The sequence below is a fragment of the Bacillus sp. RB3 genome, assembly GCF_030164735.1.
In the GTDB taxonomy this organism is placed as follows: Bacteria; Bacillota; Bacilli; order Bacillales; family Bacillaceae_G; genus Bacillus_A; species Bacillus_A cereus.
In genome coordinates this window covers 41213-60013 of the sequence record NZ_JASNGE010000012.1, presented here as the reverse complement: position 1 = coordinate 60013, position 18801 = coordinate 41213, and the positions used below count along the sequence as shown (strand labels likewise).

The window sequence follows — 18801 nt, the reverse complement described above, 5'->3', positions numbered from 1 at the left end:
CTTTTACTTGTTCAAAATTTGTACAAGGGTTCTCACTAAATGTGTCCCAGATTATATCCTAAAACTTCCTTACATACCGCTCAGTACAACTTAGCAACTGACATCCATTCTTTTCAAAAACATCCTTCATCCATTCATTTTGTATATTTGTCTCACCAATATAATAAGATGCACCTATTTCCTTTAAGACAAACATCGCACCTGCAAATAATGCCGCTTCATATCCCTTATTACGCATATTTGGAGTAACTGCGAAGTACATAAGTTTCCCTTCTTCTAACGTACCTCTTTCAATATGCGGGATTACAATTCCTATCGGCTCTTCATCGACACTCGCTGTTAAGCAATGTTCTTTCCATTGCTCACCAATTTCTTGTAGCATCATATGCACAAATTGATCATGAGCGACTGGTTCTCCCGTCGCTTCATTCCACAGTGAATAAAAAGCCTCTTCTCCAACTTCTTCAATAAGCTTAAAATCCATTTCACTTTCTACATCTTCTACTTCATATATATCTTTAAATACAATCATGTTTTCCGTAACATATTCAAATGAATACGTTTCAAAACATTTTTTATACACATCATAATTTGGACTTTTTGAAGAGATTTCAAAATGTAGTTTTTCTAATTCACCTTTTTTAGCTTCAGCAACGCAATATTGCATCATTTCCTCTAATTGCTCTTCTGTAAAAATCTCTGCATTATTTTCTTTTATCATAATAGAAGAAGCACTTCTTCTTATTTTAAAATGTTTTTCTAACTGTTCTATCGTCGTCATATTCTTCCCTCATCTATATCATACTCGAATTTCTAATCGTTCTCCTTGCATGAGCAGGATTGTCCTTGAATATATAGAATACTAGAAAAGATCGCATCTTTAAAGTGCGGAGGAGGTTCTCCAGTGGATATTACAGCATTGCAACAACAGTTAGAGCTTATACAACAAAATGACTATACGCAACTACAGCATATAGACGTAAATGAGTTAACTTTGAACATGCTTCAGTATATCGGAACGACTGATAGCTACGTTCGTTACCAACTTATATATAAATGTTTTGCGCATTTCATTCATCATGAATTCCTTATGGACGATCAGCTGAAATTACTTCTGCAAACTTGTTTAAGTGATGAGTATTTATATTGTGACATTTACTCCCCACATACAGATGGGGTTTTCACACGTTCTTACACTGTTTCGTTAATTGCGTTAATACTCCAATTCGCTAATTCGCACTACTTTTGTACAGAGGAGGATATCGAAGAAATAAAAAATAAACTCATTACATACACAAACTTAGAAACGGATTTTCGGGGCTATATCGAAAATAAAGGATGGGCTCATTGTCTTGCTCATGTATCTGATGCCTTTACTGAAATTGTTCATAATACGTATACAACTTTTGAATGGTACGAAGAATTAATTCATTGTTTATTAAATAAAATCTTTATTCCATCTGACCTTTTTCATAATAACGAAGATGAACGCATTGTTACTCCATTACTAGCAATGCTGTATCATGATTTTCCTCAGAACGATTTAATTTCTATTATTCATAAAAAAATAAAAAGGCTTCCTCAAATTAGAAAACGCCTTTCGCTTAATGAGTATTGTATTTTATGTGCCAATATTAAAACCTTTTTACGCACATTATTTTTCAGAACGAAAGATGACCATAACTTAGCCTTTACAGCACGTAAAACAGAAAGAATGTTAAAAGAACTTCCTAACTATTATTAAATACAAGGAGCAATGACATGGGTTATATTGAAGATATGAGAAATCTAGTAGGAAATCATCCACTTATTCTAATAGGATCACACGCCATTATATTAAATGAAAAAGATGAAGTATTGCTGCAACTCCGTACAGATTTTAACCGCTGGGGCATTATTGGCGGTGCCTTAGAATATAACGAAACGTTAGAAGATGCTTTAAAACGAGAAGTGTTTGAAGAAACTGGACTTATTATTAAAAATCCAGAACTATTCCGTACATACTCAGGGCCAGACTTCTTTCAAATCTATCCAAACGGCGATCAAGTACACGGTGTACTCGTTGTTTATATTTGCCGAGAATTTCATGGTGAACTTGTATGCGATCAAAGTGAATCAAAAGAACTACGCTTCTTTTCACTTAATGAATTACCTAATAATCTTCCCCCTGTTATTGAGAGGATTATTACAGATTATCAAAAAAAATAAGGGAACGCTTAACGTTCCCTCTCAAATCCAATCCGTTTTTTAATTTCCGCTAAATTTACCTTTGCAATAGCGCGTGCCTTCTCAGCACCGTTTTTTAACGCCTCATATAATAAATTCGGCTCATTCATATACATTGCGTACTTTTCACGAGGTCCAGCTAACTCACGATCTACAACGCGAAACAACTCTTTTTTCACATCGCCCCATCCGATTCCAGTCTCATACTTTTCACACATCGACTGTATTTCATCTTCGGTCGCAAACTCTTTATATATCATAAATAATGTTTCTAATTCTTTCGGTTCATTTGGAAGTGAAGAGTCTGTTTTGATTTTAAATATTAACTTTCGAAGTTTTTCTTGCTCTGCAAATAATGGGATTACATTTCCGTAACTTTTACTCATTTTCCTTCCATCAAGACCAGGTAAAATAGCTCCTTCTTCTTGTATGACATACTCCGGTAGTGTAAATGTCGTGCCAAATGTATGATTAAAATACGTCGCAATATCACGCGCGATTTCAATATGTTGAATTTGGTCTTTTCCGACAGGTACATGTGTAGCTTGAAATAATAATATGTCAGCTGCCATTAAAATCGGATACGTATATAACCCCATATTCACTCCTGCATCGACCTCTAACCCCGCTTCTTTATTTTGCTCCACCTTCGCTTTATACGCATGAGCACGGTTCATAAGACCTTTCGGAGTTAGGCAAGCTAAAATCCAAGCTAATTCTAGAATTTCTGGTACTTCTGTTTGCCGATAAAAAACAACATCTTCCCCAAGTCCAAGCGATAACCAAGTAGCTGCTACCTCTTTCGTATAACTGCTGAACTTTTCTGAATCATGCACAGCATTTAATGCATGATAATCAGCTATAAAGTACAATGCTTTTCCTTCATTATTCTTTGACATTTGTAATGCAGGTTTAATCGCACCAATATAATTCCCTAAATGCGGATAACCTGTCGGCTTAATTCCTGTTAACATTATTTTTTCACTCACACTAACTCCTCCTTTCGCAAAATAAAAAGAGCCCCTCATCCTTAAAAAGGACGAGAGACTCCCGCGGTACCACCTTAATTAGCTATCATTAGCTCACTTCATACTTCAATAACGTGAAGTAACCGTCTTTACCTACTCATTTCAGTTAGAAGCTCCAGAGTCCATTCCATATTCATCCCTTACTGATTCTCACCACATATCAGCTCTCTGAAAAGTTTCGAATATGTACTCTTCTCTTTCATTGCTTTTTCGTTATTTTTTACAGTTTATCACATTTCACTTCCAAACAAACCCGAATTTTCTATTTTATATAGCAGGAATTTCCACTTCAATTGTCTAATATTATATAGGTTTGCAGAAATATTCGAAACAACTTTGGAGGTTTTTTCATGGTAAAATACATATCCATTTTAGGTTCCACAGGATCCATCGGCACATCTGCATTAGATGTCGTTTCAGCTCATCCTGAACATTTCAAAATCGTCGGTTTAACCGCAAATTATAATATCGATCTTCTTGAGCAACAAATCAAAACGTTTCAACCTCGTATTGTAAGCGTTGCAACAAAAGACTTAGCAGACACGCTTCGTACGCGTATTTCAGCGAATACAAAAATCACATACGGGACTGATGGCTTAATTGCGGTAGCTACTCACCCTGATTCAAATCTTGTATTAAGTTCTGTTGTCGGAGTTTCCGGACTACTTCCAACGATTGAAGCATTAAAGGCGAAGAAAGATATTGCCATCGCTAATAAAGAAACGTTAGTTGCAGCTGGACATATCGTAACTGAACTAGCGAAACAAAACGGATGTCGCTTAATTCCAGTAGATAGCGAACATTCAGCTATTTTCCAATGTTTAAACGGAGAAAATAATAAGGAAATTGAGAAATTAATCGTTACAGCTTCTGGCGGTGCATTCCGTGATAAAACACGTGATGAAATGCAAACATTACAAGCAAAAGATGCTTTAAAGCACCCAAACTGGTTAATGGGCGCAAAACTAACGATTGATTCTGCCACATTAATGAATAAAGGGTTCGAAGTAATGGAAGCGAGATGGCTATTTGATATTCCATATGAAAAAATTGATGTAATGATTCATAAAGAAAGTATCATTCATTCTTTAATAGAATTTATTGATGGATCAGTTATGGCACAGCTCGGTGCTCCTGATATGAGAATGCCGATTCAATATGCGTTTCACTATCCTACTCGGCTACCTTCTTCCTATGAAAAATTAAATTTATTAGAAATCGGTAGTTTACATTTTGAAAAACCAGATTTAGAGAAGTTCCCTTGTCTACAATACGCATATGAATGTGGCAAAATCGGTGGTACTACTCCCGCTGTATTAAATGCAGCAAATGAACTTGCGAATGCACTATTCTTAAAAAATGAAATTGCCTTTTTCGATATTGAAAAAACAATTTACAAAACAGTTGAAGCTCATCATAACGTAAAAGATCCTTCACTAGATGCTATATTAGAAGCGGATCAATGGGCACGCCAATATGCAAATGAATTGTTAATAAAAAAGAGCTAAAACAGATAATACTGTTTTGAACTGCACCCCAATTGTTAGACACAGTCTAACAATTGGAGGTGCAGTTTTTCTATGGCTAAATTTACAGCTGATGAAAAAATACAAATCGTTCTACGTTATTTGAATGGAAATGAAAGTTATCGAGAAATGGGTAGATCACTCGGTATAAGTGACACAATCATTTTGAATTGGGTAAACCAATATAAACAGAATGGTCTGGAAGCTTTTCTAAAACGATGTACAAATTATACACAACAATTTAAACTAGATGTACTAAACTTTATGATTGAAAACGGTATGTCCTTATTTGAGACGGCAGCTATCTTTAATATTCCTGCCCCTTCAACGATTTCTGTTTGGAAAAAACAGCTCGAAACACAAGGAATTGATGCCCTTCAATCTAAGAAAAAGGGGCGTCCATCCATGAAAAAAGATTCAAATAAACAATTAAAACAAGCTTTAGCTGACGGGTCAGTCGAGGCACTTGAAGCACGTATTAAACAGCTTGAAATGGAAAATGAGTACTTAAAAAAGTTAAATGCCTTAGTTCAAAACAAGGAAAAATCACAAAACAAGACAAAGCGCAAGTAGTCTATGAATTAAGACATAAATATTCGGTGAAGGCACTTGTGGAGCTAGCTACTATTCCTCGAAGCACGTATTATGATTTAGTAAAGAAAATGAATCGTCCAGATGTAGATGCCGATTTGAAAGCTGAGATTAAAGCGATTTATGAGGAAAATGAAGGTCGTTATGGTTACCGTCGCATTCGTGATGAATTAACGAATCGTGGCCAGAAGGTGAACCACAAGAAGGTTCAGCGCATTATGAAAGAGCTTGAGTTAAAGTGTGTCGTGCGTATGAAGAAATATAAATCCTATAAAGGAAAAGTCGGTAGAATTGCACCTAATATTTTAGAGCGTAATTTTTACACAGATGCCCCAAATCAAAAATGGGTAACGGACATCACGGAGTTTAAATTGTTTGGAGAGAAACTGTATGTATCACCTGTATTAGACTTGTATAATGGTGAAATTATTACCTATACAATTGGTTCTAGACCGACATATTCACTTGTTTCAGAGATGTTAGAGAATGCATTAAAACGTTTACCTGAAAACCATCAACTATTAATGCATTCGGATCAAGGATGGCATTATCAAATGAGACAATACGTCCGTACACTTGAATCAAGAGCTATCGTCCAGAGTATGTCTCGAAAAGGTAACTGTTACGACAACGCAGTAATAGAAAATTTCTTTGGGATTATGAAGTCGGAGTTCCTCTACATAAAAGAATTTGAAAATGTAGAGCACTTTAAAATAGAATTAGAAAAATATATAGATTATTATAATACGAAACGGATTAAGGCAAAATTAAAAATGAGCCCGGTACAATACCGGACTCACTTTTATCAAGCTGCCTAATGAAATAACCGTGTCTAACTTTTAGGGGTCACTTCATTTTAGCTCTTTTTTCACGTATTCAACTTAACAAATCTATAACCGTGCGTAACTAACACTTTTAATATCGCATATCCTGGAATGGCTAAAATAATGCCCATAATCCCGAATAAGTTTCCGGCAGTTAAAATGATAAAAATGATAGTAATCGGATGAATATCTAACTTTTTACCCATAACTTGCGGAGAAATAAATTTACCTTCTGCTAATTGTACAACCATCATAACGATAATTACTTTTAACACCATTGCTGGCGAGTCGATGAATGCGATAATTAACGCTGGTGTAATCGCGATAATTGGTCCTACGTACGGAACGATATTTACAATCATCGCTAAAATCGCAAGTAATACCGCATATTTAATACCAATAATAAGATAACCAATTAATAGCATAATACCGATAAATAAGCTCACGATAATTTGACCTCTAATATACGAGCTAATCGCATAATGCATATCATCTAGTATTCTCATTGCTGCTGGTTGTCTTTGCTCTGAAATAAACTTTAAAAAGTGATTCGGCAATTGCTCACCATCTTTTAAAAGATAGAACAATATAAATGGAACCATTACAAATGTTAAAACAACCTCTGTAACAGTACTCAAAAATCCAGTTACATTCCCAGTTACTGATGATAATGACTTTGTAAAATCAACTGTGTATTCTTTTACCATATTCGCAACATTAATATTTAAATTCTCCTGAATTTTACCGAGTAAATTACTTTCCCCGAATCTACGTGCTGCTTGTTCAATCTCATGGCCAAAATACGGTAAGTTATCAATTAATGCATCAATTTGATCTTTAATAATAGGGATAACCGTTACAACTAAAAATACAAATAATCCTAGTACGATTAAATATATGGAAGCTATCGATACGATTCTTGAAACACCTTTCTTTTCTAAAAGCGAAACGAATGGATGTAAAATATAAAATAGCACGCCTGCTAATAGTACTGGGAAGAAAATTGTTTTTAAAAATACGATAAACGGTGTAAAAACAAATGATATTTTTGTTAGCAATAAAATATTAATGAACAATAACGCAAATCCAAGTAATACCGCCAAATAATTTTGTTCTCTAAAAAACTTTCTTAACTTATCTCTTTTTCTTATATTTATTTTCTCCAACGAAACCACCTCTTCGAATGATGAAAAGCCCTTATTCAGGGCTCTTCATCATAATCTATATATCTATTTCTTTGTAGCTTTCACTACAAATGATACAATAAAAATTAACACGATTGCACCTAATAATGCTGGCACGACATGAATCCCACCAAATGATGGCCCAAAGGATCCAAATAATCTACCACCTAACGAAGCACCTAATAAACCTGCGATAATATTTCCGAACATACCACCTGGGAAATTTTTACCTGTTATAGAACTAGCAATTGCACCTATAATAGCACCAACTATTAATGTGATAATCCATCCCATTTTTAGTCCTCCATTTCTATTATAGTTTGTATGATTTAATACAAACATATGTATTTATCATTGCTAATCATATTTCACTATAGAAATATATTTACTACTATTTTACATATGGAGATACATATATTATATGCAAAAAAGAAAAATATTGTCAAACTCACCCATAAAGCAATTATATTCATATACCATATTTAAAGGAGGCTTCATTATCTATGATTCTTAAGTTAAATTCCACTTCTTTTGAAGTAGCAACATCCATTTTACAGGTTCAAATTCCAGCTTATAAAGTTGAAGCAGACTACTTAAATAGTACTGCCATACCTCGTTTATATGATACTGTAAACGATATTCAAAATTGCGTTGAAACATTCTATGGATATTTTTCTGAAAATAAACTTGTCGGTTTTATTTCTTTTGTACAAGAAGAAAAACTAATCGATATCCACAGGTTAGTTGTATCGCCCGATTTTTTTCAAAAAGGAATCGCAACGAAACTCCTAATTTATATATTTAACATGTTTCCCTCTTCAATGACATACATTGTACAAACAGGTAAAGCGAATACCCCTGCTATTACTTTATATAAAAAACACGGATTCATTACAATATCAGATACAATACTTCCTGACGGTATGATTCTTACGCAATTAAAAAAGACAGAATACACAAAATAATTTGACTTTTTAGCTCCTTTATGTTATTTTTTACTTTATAAAACCTTTTGCTGAGTCCAAATTTTGGAGCGGGGGAACCATTTTTGTAGCTATGCTACTTGGGGCGAATCTTTTTTAAGTAGGGAAACTCTCACTTCCCGAGTCCGACAGCTAACCTCGTAAGCGTAATGGGAGAGGAAGGTGCTTTTTGCCTATGTTACACATTTTGCCTCCTTAATTATAAATATGGGATCGATATCAAATAGTCACCTATATTTATAGAAAAGGAGAATGTATTATGTTACGTTTATCTGATCACGCAATTAAAATGATGGAGCAAAGACTTCGAATTGAAAAACAACGCACATATCAAGCAAATAAGGTTGTAGATAACTTACATCACAAATACTTCTTTCAGCATATTTTTCAACCGAAAAGATAAAGAAAATGTTTATTTAATATTAAAAAACACAAGGTGTGTCTTACAAAGACATTCCTTGTGTTTTTTATATTCTTTATAAAATTCTCACTACATTTAAGCTTGCTGTAATCGCACCTGCTATAGTAGTCACACGCCCTACACCTAACGGGCCATTTTGTAATATTAATGTTGAATTGGCACTCGTCACATTCACAAGAAGTGTATTTGAAATGGCTGGTTCGATTACTACAGTTGATGTCGTTACGTTTTGTATAAAACTCCCTGTTAGTTGCGTTCCATTTAATAGCAATCTAACAGATACTGTCTCATTCCCACCATTTGCATCCCCTTGAAAATAGTAGCTTACTAAATATATTCCTGGCGTCGTTACTGTGACTGTCGTAGCACTAGTTAAAGATACACCAGTTCCATATACAGTGGATCCAGAATTAATTGGGATGTTGGCACTTGCTGCAATTGTGCTTGTTGATGTAGAAAAGAAATATCCGCCACCTGTCGATATAGCAGATGATCCTGTTGCTCCAGTTAAGCCTGTTGGACCCGTGGCACCTGTTGGGCCTGTTACTCCTGTTCCCCCTGTCGCTCCTGTTATTCCTTGTATGCCTTGTATTCCGGTCGGTCCAGTTGCACCAGTCAATCCCGTCTGGCCCGTTACTCCTGTTGGATCCGTTATCCCTTGTGGACCTTGGATTCCTTGTGGACCTTGAGGACCCGTTGCTCCCGTCTGGCCGGTTGCTCCCGCCTGCCCCGTTACCCCTTGTGGTCCTTGGATTCCTTGTGGACCTTGAGGACCCGTTGCTCCCGCCTGGCCGGTTGCTCCAGTTGGACCGGTTGCTCCTTGTGGTCCTTGAATTCCTTGTGGACCTTGAGGACCCGTTGCTCCCGCCTGGCCGGTTGGACCGGTTGGACCGGTTGGACCCGCCTGACCAGTTATTCCTTGTAATCCTTGAGGACCTTGCAAACCAATAGCTCCAGTCGGTCCTATTATTCCTTGCACTCCTTGAGGACCTTGCAAACCAATAGCTCCAGTCGGTCCTATTATTCCTTGCACTCCTTGAGGACCTTGGGCACCTTGTGTACCTGTCAATCCGGTAGTCCCTTGTATCCCTTGAACACCTTGAGGACCTTGTGTTCCAACTGCTCCTGTTTCCCCTTGAATTCCTTGAACTCCTTGTATACCTTGTGCTCCAGCAGGACCAGTTGCTCCTCGGATTCCTTGTGTTCCTTGAGCTCCTTCCGCTCCTGTAACACCAACTGGACCAGCTATCCCTTGTATTCCCACCATTCCTTGTGCACCTGTTGGACCTATCACACCTTGAATACCTTGAATACCTTTAGGACCTTCTGCACCAGTTGGACCAGTTACTCCCAGCGGACCTTGTATTCCTTGAGAACCTTCTGCACCAGTTGGACCTGTTATACCTTGGTTACCTTGAGGACCTTGTGCTCCTTGTACTCCAACTGCTCCAACTACACCTTGGGAACCTTGCGCTCCCCTTACACCTTGAGAACCTGTTGGACCTGTTATACCTTGCACTCCTTGCGCTCCAATTGGTCCTATCCCTCCGCTTACACCTGTTGAACCGGTCGCACCCGTTGGACCTGTTGGACCTCCTGGTGGACCGGGTGGGCCAGCTGGTCCAGTCACCCCACTAGAAGGGCCAATTGGACCGGTCACTCCCGTCGGACCGCCCGGTGGTCCTTCTGAGCCTTGAGTGCCAATACTACCCGTCGCTCCTGTTATACCTCTTATTCCCTTTATCCCTTGAAAACCTGTTGCTCCCGTTATACCTTGTATTCCTTGCACACCTTGTGGTCCTTGTAAACCTATTACACCTGTTATCCCCTTTATTCCACTTATACCTTGGGCACCTTGCATTCCAGTAGAACCAGTTGGACCCACTTCACCTTGTATTCCTTGAGCTCCTTGTGGGCCTTCTTCTCCAGTAATTCCTTGTATACCTTGGAAGCCGTCTTCCCCTTGTATACCAATAGCCCCTTGCTCTCCTTGTATTCCTTGAACACCTTGAGGGCCTTGTGGACCAGTTATACCCGAGACTCCAGTTATGCCTCTCCCTGCATTCCTTGTGCCCCTGTTTGTCCTCGCTCACCTATTTCCCCTTGTATTCCTTGTATGCCTTGTATACCTTGACTACCAGCAGGACCCGTAGCTCCTTGTATTCCTTCTAATCCTTGTACTCCAATATCACCAATTAGACCTTGGTTACCAATTAATCCTTGAGCACCTTGGAGACCAGTTGGGCCAGTTATACCTTGCTCTCCTGTATCACCAATAACCCCTTGTATTCCTTGTGCTCCTGTTGTCCCTCGGGGACCTTGTATCCCCCTGATACCTTGAGGACCTTGGGGCCCAGTTGCTCCCGTCGGTCCAGTCACCCCTGTAGGACCAACAGGACCTTCATGCCCTCCAGTTGGACCGATTGGACCACTATTACCTGTCGGACCCGTTGCTCCTATAAGCGGAAGAGGCAGTGCCACTCCAAATTTTTTGCACTTTCTATGATGACGCACAACAATCCCCCTTCCCCAAAATAATTACACCTTTTATATGAAATGCATTTTTATAAGAAAAGTACACATTTAACCTGAATTTTATTAAAATAAAGAAGCCTATCATTTGTTTGAAATGATAGGCTTCTTTTATAAAAACAGTTTATTTTCTAGCTTTAATAATAAAAGTAGTCGGCACCATTCTAGCTTTATATAAAGAATAATACTTCGTAGACGGCTCAGCTAGTTCTCCATCAAACGAGCTTGATGGTTCAGGCTCTTCTATTCTCTCAATTTTAAATCCCGCTCTATTTAACTCATTTATGTATGTACTTATTTTTCTCTTATATAATGTCGCTTGTACATTTTCTCCTTTAAATGTTTCAAACGTAATGGGCGTTTCCTCATGATAAGAAGACTTTATAGCAACTTCTTCTGTACCATACTGTAAGTTTGAATATATGGGATGCTCCCAGCTAAAAATAAAACTTCCTCCTGGCTTTACATACGAATAAATCAATTCCAACGTTTTTCTTAAATCCGAAGTCCAGCCTAATGCATAAATGGAGTATACAATATCAAAATAATCTTTCGGTATATCCCCTTCTTCTTTCATTGCTCCACATATTAACTTTGGATTCCAACTCTTTAACGTTTCATTCGCTATTTTAATTTGTTCACTTGAAAGATTCAGGCCCCATACTTCCTCTGCTCCATGTTCCCCCATATATTTCAGCGAATGCCCACTTCCACATCCAATATCAAGTACCTTTTTATCTTTAATTGAATCGAACAAATGAATCTCATCTTCAGACGCCGTATAAGGACCATATTTCGGTAAACAATCCACTTGAAAGAAATAAGGTAATAAGGTGCAACTGTATCCCAACACTTTTTATTTAAAGCTAACATTTGTGTACCTTTCATATGCTACATTCCCCCATCCATTTTCTTCCCCACTATTAATTACACATCATAACCCGTTCTTCCTTTTCTCTTCGCTCGGTAATTTTTCACTTTTGCAATTGTACCGCACGCTCTTCCTCCTTCTTCTCCAGCATACATACCGCACCATCTTTTACTTCCATTACGTGAATGATCATAAAATACCCAGCGGCAATCTGGACATGCTTTTAACCTTCCCCACACATTTTCTTGAATTGACATTAACACAATGCTTAACACTTTTGTATACACATTCTCTTCATATACTGGTTCATATGTAATACCTTTCATATCCTCCTTTATATGTACATGAAATGGGTATTTCTCTAACCACTTTTGCAATGATTCTCCGCCTTCAATTGTCATCCGAATATCTTCTCGAAAACCTCTTAATTCCTCTATCGTATGAAATGGAAACTCTTCATCAAAATATTCTTTCATAAAGAGCTTTATATCTTCTTTTGTTTGCAGCAAATCAATTGGCTCTCTCGTATCGTTTGGTATTCTCCATGTATTTAAAAATTCCCGAATATATTCTAGTTCATTTGGAGCGTTTTGATTCAATTCGATCCACCTTCTTCTTAAAATTTACTTTTTTCTGACTTTATGTATAATTATAGTATAAAATAGTTAACCATCAAATAATTTTACTGGTTACATAATTAGGAGGATTTCTATGAAAGGTTTCTCAACACCGATACGTTTCATGCTTATTTCTTCATTTTTTATGTCTTTTGGGTATTTTGCAGTATACGCATTTTTAGCTATTTATCTATTAACCTTTCTTCATTTTTCTGCTGTCCAAGTAGGAACAGTGTTGACGATTATGACAATTACATCACGAGTTATCCCATTATTCTCAGGGTTAATTGCTGACAAAATAGGCTATATCATTATGATGATAGCCGGATTATTTTTAAGAGGAGTCGGATTTATCGCTTTAGGAATATGCTCTGATTTCTATACAATTTCTATTTCTTCTGCACTTGTTGGCTTCGGAACTGCATTTTACGAACCTGCCGCTCGCGCTATATTTGGCTCACAGCCAGCTCATTTGAGAAAAAATTTATTTACATATTTAAACCTTAGCTTTAATTGCGGTGCAATAATCGGACCAATTGCAGGAGGATTCTTACTCTTACTCGATCCACTCTACGCTTTCTCTCTAACAGGATCTCTTATGCTGTTATTTGCTTTTATTTTTTACTTACTTAAAAATCACTTCCAAGTCACTACTGAAAACACGTCTATTACATTAGGAATACAGGTCATCTTACAAAACAAATCTTTCCTTCTGTTTTCCTTTATCATGATTTTCTTCTATATTATGTTTACTCAGCTTACTGTCGCACTTCCACTTCATATGAAAAACATTAGTAATAGCAATCAACTTGCTACACTCGTTATTACGATAAATGCGATAACAGGCGTTATATTTATGGTATTATTCCGAAAATTATTCCACAAATACAACACACTTTCGATTATTAAATACGGTGTTTTATTAATGAGTATTTCCTTTTTACTCATTCCTTTATTTCAACACCCATATTGGCTCTTTATTTGTGTAATTTTATTTACAATCGGTGAAACACTCGTATTACCTAACGCTGATATCGCTATTGCAAATTACAGTAATGAATCATATACAGCCACTTTCTTCGGATTTTATCAATTATCACTCGCATTTGGTTTTATCATTGGTAATTATGCCGGTACGTCTTTTACATCCAACTTAAGCGGAATGTATACACCATGGCTTATTTTTGGCGGAATAGGACTTATTGGTTTTATTTCACTACATATTTTGAATATAAAAAAAGTGGCCTCTAAAGAGGATATACACCTATGTAATACAAGCGACCTATAACGAAAAAGATTCGACCATCATATGTGACAGTCGAATCTTTTTATTTTTCATATTCAAGGTGATTATGTCTTTTACAACCAAATAAATAGCAAGCCCCTATATGATCAGTTTCAAACTCTAATCCTGGAACGTATCCAGATTTGATACGTTCTACCATTGTTTTATAACAATTATTCTCTTCTGTATATTCCTCAATTAACTCTTTCTTATCATTTTCTGTCCAGTTTTCTTCTACTTCTTCACTCTGAACATCTTCTATTTCTGCTGTTTTCGCTTCGATAGATTCCCGTATAACTTCATTTATACGGGAGAAATTATTCGTTTTATATAGAGCATACACAAATCTACCAATCCAATTAGGACTTTTCCAGCATTCTTTATATCCCTTTTCGAACCATTCAATTGCTTCTTTATAGCAATTCAATTCAACATATAAATCTGCTACATTAATTTCCCCTAAAAAATTATCAGATTCCCTGTTAAAAGTATCTAACTTCTCTTTTGCTTCTGTCGTTCGTTCTAAATCAATTAAACATTTTACATAGCTATACATGATATAGTCCGAATCCCCTGCAACTCGTAAAAAAAATTCCGAAGCTTTTTCCAGCTCTCCAAGGTTATAATGAGCTACAGCTACATTATGATATGCTTCATCCGATGGTTGAATCGAAATAGATTTTTGTAATACTTCTTTCGCTTCTTCCCACTTTTTTTGTTTCATATAAATTTCCCCTAAGATGTTATAGGGAAAGTATGAAGAAGGATTCAACTTAACAACTTCTTTTATTAATTCAAGAGCTTTCTCATCATTCTCTTCCTCATAAAAGTACATCCAAGCCAGATTATTGAGAGATTGTACCCCTCTAGATTCATGTACTGCTTGTTGAAACAGTTCCATTGCTTCCTCATATTTATTTTGTTCAAACATTTCAATTGCCTTCTCGTTAATGTTCAAATAACTACCTCCGAAGTGAATAAATTCATCTACGCTTTATCATTATTTTAAGATGTAAAAATTGAAATTTCTATAAAAAATTTCTTTATCCTGTCTATATTTCGATTGAACTAGAAGCTAAAACACACGAATTTACAACAATAAGTAAATTTTTCAGTCTCTCTTACATTGGATATACAGCCTTTTTAAATTTACATATTATGGTACAATAAAAAGAGTACTAACTAAACATTTACGCTCCACACTAGTAATCTAGCAATACCAAAATCAAAATTCACATGGAATTGAGGGATGTTATGAAACAGAAATTAGCTGTTCTTCTATTCACTGGAATCATATTATCAGGATGTTCAACTATAGCAGAGAATTCTTTAGAAAGCGGGAATGGCAGTATGGAATTATTAACACCAACGATCACAACAAAAGATAATGAATTAGAAATTAAAACTAAAGGCATTGATGAAAATAAAGTAACTTTTATTTATGTTGCTAATAAAAAAGTGTTGGAACAAAAGCTAAAGAATGGTGAATCCTACAAGCTTAACATTAAAGATATCGAACACGCTCATAGGACGGACTACAAACCAAAAGTTCAACTTTTGCAAACGAAAGATGATAATGATGATGGAGAAATGGTAACCTTTAAACAAGTTCGATATACAGTTAAGAAAAACTAATTTTATAGTTATTTCATTATAAATGTAACGAACGAAAATATCCTTTTAACAGAGTAGAAATGTAAGGGGTGCTAACATGAAAAAACGATGGATTTCTTGGTGGATTGGTAACATATTTTGGATTATCGTTTTTGGAGTATGGGCAGCTATTATTTGGCTACGAGAGGTTGATGGTGCCGGTGTCATTCAAACACCTGAAATTAAATCGATATCACTTATCGTTTTATTAATTGCGTTTATCATACCGGTATTTTTTCAAATTATATGGCTAATCATTAATTTGAGAATGAGTAAAAAAAATAATTATACGATTTAGTTTTTTTGAATTAACAGATCAATATTTTTCATAAAAAAAAAGAGGAATCTACATCAAAATAGATTCCTCCTTTTACATTTGGACTTATACTGCACTTTTACTGCAGCACTACTCCTCTTTTTTACGATGCATGTTCATCTTTCTTCTTCATTAACGCTCTTTTCTTCATCGCCTTCGTTAAATATCCACCCTTAAACGAGCGAATTTCATACGAAGACATAAACGCTTTCGGTGCAATTTCATTAATGATTTCTAAAAGCTCTTTCTCTCTAGAACGCTTTGCGACGATATCTAAGCGATAACGTATAGAATTAATACCTTCGCCTTCAAATACTGTAACGCCAAATCCAGAGTGACGTAACTCATCTACTAATTCATTACAACGGTCTAGTAAACTAACTTGATACGTAATATAACCAATTGCTAATTTATTCTCTATATAACCGCCTAATAACAGTCCCGCACTAAAGCCAATGACATAGGCAACGATGTTCATCCAATTTGATAAATCTTGAAACACAATACCTAAACTGACAATGTAAATAGCTCCTTCTAACAATCCAACACCAGCAGCGGATCTTGTTTGATTCTTTACAAGCAAAATCGTACGGATTGTTAAAATTGGAACGTAAATAATTTGTAGCACAAAAATAAGTAGCGCTTGTAACATTGGTATCCACCTCTTTCAAAAAGTCTTTTGTCATAATAACATACATAACCTTTAGAAATCGATGGGTTTTTTAAAATTTTTTTATTATTTTTCATACTATTGAAAAACGTAAAAAAGAAGCGTATTATATTTGTCGTTAATTTGTTTACTTGTATCAAATCACTAAAATAAAAAAGGAACCCGATTAGGTCCCTTTCATCATAGCTCTATGTTTTTCGAAGCATGTTCCCTTTGCTTCTCTTCTTCTTTCACTAACTGCATATTTGCATACGCTAAATTTGCAATCATTAAAAAGTGGCCACCTAAAATACCTGTACCGAATGCCCACATTTCCATCTCATGCTCAATTTCATACATGATGATAGCTCCTAAAATAGCAGCTGCAAATCGGTTTAAAACTCCTAATCCAGGAGCCTTTTCCTTCATTACGATACTTTTTCCGAGTTTTTCCACTCTGCGAGCTAATAACCAAAGGCAATAGGCGCTTACTGCTAATCCAATACCGAACCCTGTCACTTGTTTTCCAAACGGAGTAATCGTCCACATAAGTAGTAAACCACTAAAGATCACATACAATTGTAATCGATATACACGTAAGGCTTCTTGAATCAAAATATCCGCTCCTAAGTTCTCATTTTTTGTACTTTAGAAGAAAAGCAGCAACTTACACAGTTGCTGCTTTCTCTTCTTCTTGTTCTTGTTCCATCTTACGAATTTCAACACGTTTAATTTGGTAAGCGTCTTTTTCTAACACTTTAAATTCATAACCTTCCGCGTCAACATGTTGTCCTTCTTCGATTTCATGATTTTGCATCATAATCCATCCACCAATTGTATCCACATCATCTTCTTCGATGTGTAATCCAAATAAATCTTTCACTTCTGAAATAAGCACTTTTCCATCAACAATGATATGTTGCTCGTTCACATGTTGAATTGGCGGTGCCTCATCTTCATCATATTCGTCACGAATTTCGCCGACGATTTCCTCCAAGATATCTTCAAGCGTTACAATTCCGGCTGTTCCTCCGTACTCATCATATAAAACAGCCATCGGAATTCGCTTCTTCTGCATTTGAAGTAATAAATCGTGAATTGGAGTCGTTTCCATCACTTCAATAATCGGACGCATATACGAGCGAATAGATGATAAATCTTTTTGATCCTCGGTCATATATCGAATAAAGAAATCTTTTACGTTGACCATACCGATAATATCATCTTTATCTTCTCCAAAAATCGGATAACGTGTGTATCGCTCATTTTGGATTACTTTCATGTGTTCTTCTACTGAATCTTCCAGGTAGAAACCAACGATTTCTGTTCGCGGTACCATAATCTCTTTTGCAATACGATTATCAAATTCAAAAATGTTATTTACATACTTGTATTCAGCTTGATTAATTTCGCCACTTTCATAGCTATCTGAAAGGATAAGACGTAATTCTTCTTCTGTATGAGCTACTTCATGTTCTGAAGCTGGCTTTAAACCGAATAAACCAGTTATCACACGAGCTGAACCGTTCAATACCCAAATAAATGGATACATTACTTTATAGAACATCATTAATGGACCTGCCAATAATAACGTTACCCTTTCAGCCTTTTGAATTGCCATCGTTTTCGGAGCTAATTCCCCTACTACAACGTGTAAATACGTCATAATCATAAAAGCAAGACCAAATGTTAATACTGATGAAATAGAAGGATTTAAGTTCCATTTCTCAAATAACGGGTGTAATAACTTTTCAATTGTCGGTTCACCTAACCAACCTAATCCCATAGCTGTAACTGTAATACCTAATTGACAAGCAGATAAATATTCATCTAAATTTGTTGTTACCTTTTTCGCTGCTAAAGCACCGCGTTTTCCTTCCGCAACAAGCTGATCGATACGGCTTGAACGTATCTTTACAATCGCAAACTCTGCTGCTACGAAAAATCCAGTAAATGCGATTAAAATCGCAACCATGACTAAATTAAATATTTCCAATGAATCCCCTTAGTTAAAAAACTAAGGTGTCCACCTCCTGTATACTATAATGTTTTCTTATTTGTTTGTTAGAAAACATAGCCCGATACAAAAATTAAA

Annotated in this window: 18 protein-coding genes, 2 pseudogenes, 1 riboswitch and 1 other annotated feature; of the genes and pseudogenes, 9 read left to right on the top strand and 11 right to left on the bottom strand. The window is 36.0% G+C overall.

Features of this window, described 5'->3' with window-relative positions:
- Window positions 1-58: 58 nt before the first annotated feature.
- Window positions 59-781 (bottom strand): GNAT family N-acetyltransferase, encoded by a 723-nt coding sequence (locus QO049_RS16810; protein WP_284489343.1) that lies wholly within the window; start codon window positions 779-781, stop codon window positions 59-61.
- A 123-nt stretch (window positions 782-904) separates the two neighbouring features.
- Here QO049_RS16810 and QO049_RS16805 point away from each other — a divergent pair, with 123 nt between their 5' ends.
- Window positions 905-1744, top strand: a complete 840-nt coding sequence (locus QO049_RS16805; RefSeq protein ID WP_000355451.1) for a DUF2785 domain-containing protein — start codon at window positions 905-907, stop codon at window positions 1742-1744.
- A 17-nt stretch (window positions 1745-1761) separates the two neighbouring features.
- Window positions 1762-2208 (top strand): NUDIX hydrolase, encoded by a 447-nt coding sequence (locus tag QO049_RS16800; RefSeq protein WP_098281504.1) that lies wholly within the window; start codon window positions 1762-1764, stop codon window positions 2206-2208.
- Window positions 2209-2216: 8 nt separating this feature from the next.
- On the opposite strand, the gene QO049_RS16795 is transcribed toward QO049_RS16800, so the two are convergent.
- Window positions 2217-3215, bottom strand: a complete 999-nt coding sequence (locus QO049_RS16795) for a tryptophan--tRNA ligase (protein WP_284489342.1) — start codon at window positions 3213-3215, stop codon at window positions 2217-2219.
- Between the two features lie 43 nt (window positions 3216-3258).
- Window positions 3259-3466: a binding site (T-box leader), on the bottom strand.
- A gap of 138 nt (window positions 3467-3604) precedes the next feature.
- On the opposite strand from QO049_RS16795, the gene QO049_RS16790 reads away from it, so the two are divergent.
- Entirely contained in the window at window positions 3605-4762 is a 1158-nt protein-coding gene (locus tag QO049_RS16790) for a 1-deoxy-D-xylulose-5-phosphate reductoisomerase (protein ID WP_284489341.1), read from the top strand.
- Between the two features lie 72 nt (window positions 4763-4834).
- A protein-coding gene (locus tag QO049_RS16785; protein ID WP_284489340.1) for an IS3 family transposase occupies window positions 4835-6189 on the top strand; the annotation gives its coding sequence in 2 pieces (ribosomal slippage) (window positions 4835-5288 and window positions 5288-6189; 1356 coding nt in all).
- Between the two features lie 50 nt (window positions 6190-6239).
- Here the strand turns inward: QO049_RS16785 and QO049_RS16780 are convergent.
- Together QO049_RS16780 and QO049_RS16775 are read right to left on the bottom strand one after the other, a co-directional pair.
- On the bottom strand, window positions 6240-7361 hold the full coding sequence (locus tag QO049_RS16780; RefSeq protein WP_000411484.1) for an AI-2E family transporter: 1122 nt from the start codon (window positions 7359-7361) through the stop codon (window positions 6240-6242).
- A gap of 63 nt (window positions 7362-7424) precedes the next feature.
- Complete coding sequence (locus QO049_RS16775; protein ID WP_000539731.1) at window positions 7425-7673, bottom strand: GlsB/YeaQ/YmgE family stress response membrane protein; 249 nt, start codon at window positions 7671-7673, stop codon at window positions 7425-7427.
- A gap of 209 nt (window positions 7674-7882) precedes the next feature.
- Here QO049_RS16775 and QO049_RS16770 point away from each other — a divergent pair, with 209 nt between their 5' ends.
- On the top strand, window positions 7883-8344 hold the full coding sequence (locus tag QO049_RS16770; protein ID WP_284489339.1) for a GNAT family N-acetyltransferase: 462 nt from the start codon (window positions 7883-7885) through the stop codon (window positions 8342-8344).
- 38 nt (window positions 8345-8382) lie between these two features.
- Window positions 8383-8525, top strand: a riboswitch (cyclic di-AMP (ydaO/yuaA leader).
- A gap of 96 nt (window positions 8526-8621) precedes the next feature.
- Window positions 8622-8765, top strand: a complete 144-nt coding sequence (locus QO049_RS16765; RefSeq protein WP_000945243.1) for a hypothetical protein — start codon at window positions 8622-8624, stop codon at window positions 8763-8765.
- Window positions 8766-8838: 73 nt separating this feature from the next.
- Here the strand turns inward: QO049_RS16765 and QO049_RS16760 are convergent.
- The 3 genes and pseudogenes from QO049_RS16760 to QO049_RS16750 all read right to left on the bottom strand — a co-directional run bounded on the left by QO049_RS16760 (window position 8839) and on the right by QO049_RS16750 (window position 12785).
- A pseudogene (locus QO049_RS16760) lies at window positions 8839-11297 on the bottom strand (collagen-like protein).
- A 142-nt stretch (window positions 11298-11439) separates the two neighbouring features.
- A pseudogene (locus QO049_RS16755) lies at window positions 11440-12203 on the bottom strand (class I SAM-dependent methyltransferase).
- Window positions 12204-12242: 39 nt separating this feature from the next.
- Window positions 12243-12785: a CGNR zinc finger domain-containing protein gene (locus QO049_RS16750; protein WP_284489338.1), complete on the bottom strand. Its 543-nt coding sequence runs from the start codon at window positions 12783-12785 to the stop codon at window positions 12243-12245.
- A 112-nt stretch (window positions 12786-12897) separates the two neighbouring features.
- Between QO049_RS16750 and QO049_RS16745 the strand changes: the two genes are divergently transcribed.
- Complete coding sequence (locus QO049_RS16745) at window positions 12898-14091, top strand: MDR family MFS transporter (RefSeq protein ID WP_284489337.1); 1194 nt, start codon at window positions 12898-12900, stop codon at window positions 14089-14091.
- A 40-nt stretch (window positions 14092-14131) separates the two neighbouring features.
- On the opposite strand, the gene QO049_RS16740 is transcribed toward QO049_RS16745, so the two are convergent.
- Window positions 14132-15046, bottom strand: coding sequence for a tetratricopeptide repeat protein (locus QO049_RS16740; RefSeq protein WP_284489336.1), 915 nt, complete (start codon window positions 15044-15046; stop codon window positions 14132-14134).
- A 278-nt stretch (window positions 15047-15324) separates the two neighbouring features.
- Here QO049_RS16740 and QO049_RS16735 point away from each other — a divergent pair, with 278 nt between their 5' ends.
- The gene (locus tag QO049_RS16735; RefSeq protein WP_098283479.1) at window positions 15325-15723 is read left to right on the top strand and encodes a hypothetical protein; all 399 of its coding nucleotides are present in this window, start codon (window positions 15325-15327) and stop codon (window positions 15721-15723) included.
- Between the two features lie 76 nt (window positions 15724-15799).
- Window positions 15800-16039 (top strand): DUF3923 family protein, encoded by a 240-nt coding sequence (locus tag QO049_RS16730; RefSeq protein WP_098283480.1) that lies wholly within the window; start codon window positions 15800-15802, stop codon window positions 16037-16039.
- A 121-nt stretch (window positions 16040-16160) separates the two neighbouring features.
- Here the strand turns inward: QO049_RS16730 and QO049_RS16725 are convergent, their stop codons facing one another.
- The 3 genes from QO049_RS16725 to QO049_RS16715 all read right to left on the bottom strand — a co-directional run bounded on the left by QO049_RS16725 (window position 16161) and on the right by QO049_RS16715 (window position 18702).
- A complete protein-coding gene (locus QO049_RS16725; RefSeq protein WP_000938438.1) occupies window positions 16161-16709 on the bottom strand; it encodes a DUF2179 domain-containing protein in 549 nt (182 codons plus the stop codon).
- 198 nt (window positions 16710-16907) lie between these two features.
- Window positions 16908-17321: an ATP synthase subunit I gene (locus QO049_RS16720; protein ID WP_000613876.1), complete on the bottom strand. Its 414-nt coding sequence runs from the start codon at window positions 17319-17321 to the stop codon at window positions 16908-16910.
- A gap of 52 nt (window positions 17322-17373) precedes the next feature.
- Window positions 17374-18702, bottom strand: coding sequence for a hemolysin family protein (locus tag QO049_RS16715; protein ID WP_000402256.1), 1329 nt, complete (start codon window positions 18700-18702; stop codon window positions 17374-17376).
- Between the last annotated feature and the right edge of the window lie 99 nt (window positions 18703-18801).